Consider the following 6,386-nt stretch of genomic DNA (forward strand, 5'->3'; position numbering starts at 1 on the left):
CGCGGCTCAGCGCACGATGCCCGGGTCGTTGAACGCGTGCACGAGCTGCCGGGGCACGTCGAGGCTCGTCGCCGGCACGTAGGCGAGCGCCGCGGTCTTCGCCTCCCGCAGCGTCGCGTTCGTCGGGAACGCGCCCCAGACGATCGTCACGTCGTCGGTGTCGACGCGGATCGCCTCGACGCCGTCGCCCAGGTCGTCGGCGTCGAGGCTCGCCGACGAGTCGGCGTCGACCTTGACGCGTTTGGTCCCGCTCGGCGCGCCGTCCGAGTCGTAGCCGGTGAGGGTGATCGTCGTGGCCCGCTCGCCCGTGTTGGCGAGCGCGATCGTCGCGGAGGCGCCGGTCGGCAGCGCGAGCGCGGACTGCGCGTATGCGGCGTGCGCGCCGATGACGGCGTAGTCGTGCCGCCCGTCGGCGCCTTCGATCGTGCTTTGTGCGGCGAGCGCGCAGGGGGCGTCGCTTTGGGCGAGGATCGCGTGGGCGTCCTTGGGGCGGTCCTTGAGTTCCTTGAGCGTGACCTTGCCGGCGTGCGCGTCGAGACGGCCGATGTCGACGAGGCCGTGGTCGCTCATCCAGGACAGCGTGATCGCGGCGTCCTTGTCCGCGTACGCGCTCAGCGTCGTCGAGGCGTCGCCGTCGGGCAGCATGATCGTCTGCGTCGTGGCGGCGGCGTCGAGCGGCGTCACATAGTCGTTGCCGTGCGGCGTCAGCCCGTCGATCGCGACGGAGCGCACGACGGCGCCGACCGGCGCGTCGTGGCTCGTTACGGTCACGTACAGGCCCTGCTCGTCTGGGGCGGCGGCGTTGAGCAGCATGTCGGCGCGCCCGTTGGCGCCGACGGTGAGGACGGACGATGTGGCCGGCGTGATCCTGCCGTGCTTCGTACCCCACATCGCGATGTCGATGCTGGTGGGCTTGTCGGAGGGGTTGACGACGACGAGCTGCTGCGTATTGCCGGTCGTCGTGCTCGGCACGAGGAAGCGTTGGACCAGGGCAGGCGTCACGCACGACGCGGCGGCGATGCCGGGGATGTCGCCGGTCGTCGCCCATGAGGCGACGGCGCCGGTCGATCCGGTCCCGTCGGCCGCGGACAGCAGCCGCGTGTCGAGGATCGTAGCGCCGTCGGCCTTGTCCTGTCCGGCGATGAAGACGTCGGATCCCTCCCCGCCGTGGGCGCCTTCGAGGACGAGCCCGTCGGCCGAGTCGTCGGCGCCGAGAGCGTCGGCCTGGGCATGGAAGACCGATCCGAACGCCGCGTAGCGGCGGGCCGAGGCGAGGTCGCCGGTCGACGTGCGGAATTCCTCGTCGCCGTAGGACGCCGTGTCGGCGATCGTCATCGCGGCCGGGCAGTAGCGCAGCGTCTGCCGGGCGCTGGCCTGCTCGGAGACCGTCGCGGAGTCGACGGCGGCCGCGTCGTGCACGCCGGAACGCGGCGGCACGACCGTCAGCGCGGCGAACAGCGCGACGACGGCGACGCCCGTCACGGCCGTGGTCGCGACGGCGCGCGTCCTGTGCGCGAAGTCGTCGAGACGGTTCGGTTCCTCGCTCATTGCTGTTCCTCCTTGCTGATGCCGTGGCTGCGCGGTATCGCGACGATGACGTAGAGCGCGATGACGAGCGAGAGGCACCACAGCCACGCCGTGCGCCACGGGCTCGTCTCCATGCGCCGCTGGTCCGTCGTGTCGATGCGCTGGGACTTCGTGGCGTCGAGCGTGAGACGGTAGTACGTGCCCTGCGCGTTGCCGACGACCTCCTGCGTGCCCTGCGACGCGGTCACGTTCGCTTGGAGCTGCTCGCCTGCGCGTGCGCTCAGGTCGCGGCCGTCGTCGGTGACGACGTAGATGCCGCCGAAGCCGAGATCGGACAGCTGGCGCACGGCGTCGTTGTCGCTGTTGGCGAGCAGTCGGGCGGCGATGTGGGCGAGCTGTTCGTCGTCGGTGCGCCCCTCGTGGCCGAAGGCGCGGCTGACGCGCCAGGCGGCGGAGGCATCGATCAGGTCGCCGCGGCCGGTGCGCATCGCCGCGTAGGCGACGGTGTCGGCGTTCGTGGCCGCCAGGGCGAGCACGCGCCGGTCGGGGTCCTGCGCCAGATAGTCCCGGGCGACCATCGGCAGGCCGCCACCGGTGACGGCCACGCCGCCGGCCTGGGCGCTCTGGACGCCGAACAGCAGGCACACGGCCGTCATCGCCGTCAGGAACAACGCGATGGCGCCCTGCACCAACGTGAAGGCGCCGAAGCGGCGCCCCTGCTCGCGCATGAGGCGGTGGAAGGGCGCGACCGCCGGCCCCGCGGCCATCGCCACGCAGGCGAGCATGCCACATGCGGCGAGCGCGACGCCCGGCAGCACCGATCCGGCGGCCGCCCCGTACGGCATGACGGCGACGACGACGACGGCGGACGTGACGGCGAGCATGAGGCCGCACAGGATCACCGTCCACAGGATGCGGCACGGACGCAGCATCCCCGGGCGCAGCAGCGTGAGCAGCGCGATGACGGCGCATACGGCGCAGCACAGCACGATCAGCGTGCGCGGCAGGTCGCCGCCGGAGAACATCGCCGACCATGACGGTGCACGGCCCAGACCGAACGCGCGCCACACCATCGTCTCCAGCCCGATTGCCTCGGGCGCGCCGTTGACGCCCGGCACCGGGACCATGACGTCGCCGAACAGCTGTCGCCACATGCCGTCGCCGGCGTAGCGCACCGCGTTGACGAGCGTCGGCGCGAGCGCGAAGGCGCTGGGCAGCGGGATGAGCAGCAGCATGAGCCGGTGGCGGCGCACGAAGACGAGGAACGCGACGAAGATGACGACGAGGGCGAGCAGCAGCTGCGGTTCGGCGGCGACGGCCGGGATGAACAGCAGCGCGGCGGCCGCGGCGGCCTGCACCGACGAGCGCGGGTTGACGGGGTCCTCTGTGCGGTACAGGCCGACCGCCTTGAACGACAGCGCGAGCGCGCCCGGCAGGAACGTCATGACGGTGAGCATCGGCAGGTTCGCGGTGCCATACAGGCCGAAGGCGAGCGCCAGGGCGTACCAGCACAGCGAGGAGGCGACGCGGATCAGGTTGGAGCGGGTGACGACGCCGGCGAGCGCCCAGAACGACAGGACGCTCGCGGGCGCGGACAGGAAGAAGATGAGGGTGAGCGCGGACGCGACGTGGCCGGCCGTGAGCACGGAGGCGGCCGTGAGCACGAGCAGCCACGGCGAGGGCGGCGCGGGAATGCCGGTGCCGACGCCGTAGACCCATGGCGTCGTGGCGGCGGCGACGAGCTGTCCGAAGCCTGCGTCGGTCGGCGTCAGCTGCGTCGAGAGCATCGAGTCGCCGGAGAACGCGTGGCGCAGGATCGGCCAGTACATGGCGGCCGTCGCGGCGAAGGCGAGCAGCGCGGCGCCGAGCGCCCAGGCCCAGCGGCGGATGCGTCTGCGGCGCAGGTGGACGAGGGCGAGCGGGTCGAGGACGACGTTGCTGTTCTGCTCGTCGAAGGCCCGTGAACGCGCCTTCCATTGGCGGATCTGGCGGCGGTCGGCGATCAGCGGCGCGATCTGGGCGCGCGGCACATGGCCTGCGGCGGCGACGCGGTGGCGGGCGGCGAGCGCGCCCGGTACCGCGGCGAGCGCGGCCCATGGCATGACGAGGCGGCACACCGCCCGGTAGGGGCGTTTGCGGAACAGCAGCCGGACGGCGCCGGCGAGCGCGGTGAACAGTCCCAGCACCCACAGCAGCGGCCACCAGGGGGCGGCCACGTCGGTCATCGCGTATTTCTGCGCGCCGACGAGCTGCGCCATCGACGAGTCGACGGCGGCGTCCGGTTCGACCGCCGCGCCGTCGCGTGTGCGTACGCCGTCGTAACGCGCGCGCCGGTGGGCGATGCGCGCCTCCGGCACGACGACGACGCGGCGGCCGGACAGGCATAGGCGCCGGCACAGGTCCTCGGATTCGTCGAAGGTGCCGAACCAGGGGTTGGCGCCGTGCATGGCGGCGAGCGTGTTGACGGGCACGAGGGCGCCGGCGAGCGAGACGGAGAAGACGTCGCGCCGCCCGTCGTACTGCTCCTGGTCGGGCTCGCCGTCGACGACGAGCGAGACGACGCGTCCGCGCGCCGCATAGCAGCCGACGTCGTGCAGGGCGCGTCCCTCCCAGTCGAGCTGCTTGGCGCCCAGCAGCGCGGCCGTCGGCGAATTCGCCCACGCGTCGAGGAGCTTTTCGAGGCAGCGTTCGTCGGCCGGCCGGGATTCGTCGTGCAGCAGCCACAGCGTCTTCGTCGACGTGTCCACCTGCGCGTTGCGCAGCACCTTCGCGACGGCGTCGGCGAAGGAACGGGCCTGGGCGACGCGCACGATCTGGATCGAGATGCGCTGCGGCTCGGGCACCGTCTCGAGCACGTCCTCCTTCGTCGGGATGATCTCGAAGCTCGTCTGCACGGACTGCACGGTGCGCCCCGAGCAGTCGGCGACGACGATCGTGGACGGGAGCACGCTCTGGGAGAGCACGGCGCGCAGGGTGCGGGGCAGGTAGCGCAGGTCGTCCTCGACGGTGATGACGGCCGTCACGTTCGCCTCGGCGCGTTGGCTGTGCGAATACGGACGCGTCGCCAGGGCGGTGCCGATGATGCGCTGGATCTCACTGTTGCCCGAGAGTGTCATGCGTCCCAGTGTACGCAGAAGGGTCTATCCGCCCCCCGCGCCGGCGCGCGCGGGGCGCCCCCGGGGCTTCGGCCACGGTTTTCTCACCGTCATGCCCTATAATCGCATACGATCGCGTGTCGGCGGCTTGGGGCCGGGCACGCGCAGGGGCCCCGCGACGGGGAACGACGCACGAAAGGTGGACCGTTGGCCTCTCATACCGCGAAGAAGACAGGTGAAGCGAATCTGGGCAGCTCCCGCAGCGAAAGGCCGCGGCACAGCGCCGTGGCGTGGCGCATCCGCCACCGGGCGCTCGTCGTCGTCGCCTGCGTCGTCGTCGCCGCGCTCGTGTTCGCCTCCACCGCCGTGGCGTCCACCTGGATCAGCCTCAACGACGCCGTCCAGGACGGCGCCGTCAAGACCGTCTTCGCCGACGAGGAGAAGCTCGACCCCAACGAGGGGCGGCCGATCAAGTTCGTCCTCATCGGCCAGGACACGCGCGACGACGGCAACGCCGAGCTCTCCGGCGGCATGCACGACGGCGAGGACGGCCTGCACAACGCCGACACGACGATGGTCGTCGACATCAGCGCCGACCGCGAATTCATCAACATCGTCTCGATCCCGCGCGACTCGATCGTCGATGTGCCCAACTGCCGCACGAGCGGCGGCAAGGACATCCCCGCCCAGTACGGCGTCATGTTCAACTCGGTGTTCTCCACCGCCTACCGCGAGGGCGGCGACCTGTCGACGGCGGCGAGCTGCACGGTGACGGCCGTCAACGCGCTCACCGGCATGCACATCACGAACTTCGTCGTCGTCGACTTCAAGGGCCTGGCCGACATGATCGACGCGATCGGCGGCGTCGACGTGTGCATCCCGGTCGACACCGTCGACGCGAACACCGAGATGGACCTGAGGAAGGGCATGCACCACCTCGACGGACGCCAGGCGACGAACTACGCGCGCATGCGCCACGGCACCGGCACCGACGGCAGCGACATCATGCGCACGACGCGCCAGCAGTACCTCATCAAATCGGTGATCGCCGAGGCGATATCGAAGAACATGTTCACGCAGACGAGTGAACTCTACCAGCTCGCGCTCGCCGCGATCCGCTCGCTCAACATCAGCTCCGGCATGGCCGACACGAACGCGCTCGTCGCGCTCGCGTTCAGCCTGCGCCACCTCGACGTCTCGCACGTGTACGCGCAGACCGTCCCCGTCGTGCCCGCCCCCTTCGACCCCAACCGCGTCGTCTGGGCGGACAGCGCCCCCGAGGTCTGGGAGCGGCTGCGCGACGACCGTCCGCTGTACGGCGACGACGCCGCCACGACCGGCGACGAGAACGGCGAGGACCATGCCGGCGACGAAGCGACGGCGACCCCGTCGCCCTCCGCCCCGGCCGACGAGACGCCCGCCGAGTCCCCCGCCCAGACGCCCTCGGCGAAGCCGCAGCCCACCGTCGACCCGACGACCGGTCTCATCAAGCAGGAGGACGGCACGCTCATCGACCCGAACACGAACGGCGTCGTCGACGCCGAGACCGGTTCGATCCGCGACCCCGAGACCGGCCAGTACATCGGCATCGCCTACCAGTACCTCAACACGACCATCTGCTCGGTGCCCGCGAAGAGCGCATGACCACGAGATCCGCGGCGCCGGACGGCCCGCGGCACGATGAGGGCGCGACGCGCCCTGTGGAGGAACGATGAGCAACACCGATGATCCGACGACACCGCCGAGCTTCGCACCCGCTCCGCG

Annotated in this window: 3 protein-coding genes; 1 reads left to right on the forward strand and 2 read right to left on the reverse strand. The window is 71.4% G+C overall.

The features are described from left to right. Positions 1 to 6 precede the first annotated feature (6 nt). A complete protein-coding gene (locus tag B1400_RS07080; protein ID WP_095613707.1) occupies positions 7 to 1,548 on the reverse strand; it encodes a DUF5719 family protein in 1,542 nt (513 codons plus the stop codon). Beyond that, a complete protein-coding gene (locus tag B1400_RS07085) occupies positions 1,545 to 4,643 on the reverse strand; it encodes a glycosyltransferase family 2 protein (RefSeq protein WP_095613708.1) in 3,099 nt (1,032 codons plus the stop codon). The genes B1400_RS07080 and B1400_RS07085 overlap by 4 nt, the downstream gene beginning before the upstream one ends. Positions 4,644 to 4,829: 186 nt before the next feature. On the opposite strand from B1400_RS07085, the gene B1400_RS07090 reads away from it, so the two are divergent. Beyond that, positions 4,830 to 6,266, forward strand: a complete 1,437-nt coding sequence (locus tag B1400_RS07090; RefSeq protein ID WP_095613709.1) for an LCP family protein — start codon at positions 4,830 to 4,832, stop codon at positions 6,264 to 6,266. Positions 6,267 to 6,386 lie beyond the last annotated feature (120 nt).

This window comes from Bifidobacterium italicum (assembly GCF_002286915.1).
Taxonomy (GTDB): Bacteria; Actinomycetota; Actinomycetes; order Actinomycetales; family Bifidobacteriaceae; genus Bifidobacterium; species Bifidobacterium italicum.

Coding starts and splice junctions, on each gene's coding strand:
- B1400_RS07080 (WP_095613707.1), bottom strand. CDS start 1,548: ATGAGCGAGGAACCGAACCGTCTCGACGACTTCGCGCACAGGACGCGC.
- B1400_RS07085 (WP_095613708.1), bottom strand. CDS start 4,643: ATGACACTCTCGGGCAACAGTGAGATCCAGCGCATCATCGGCACCGCC.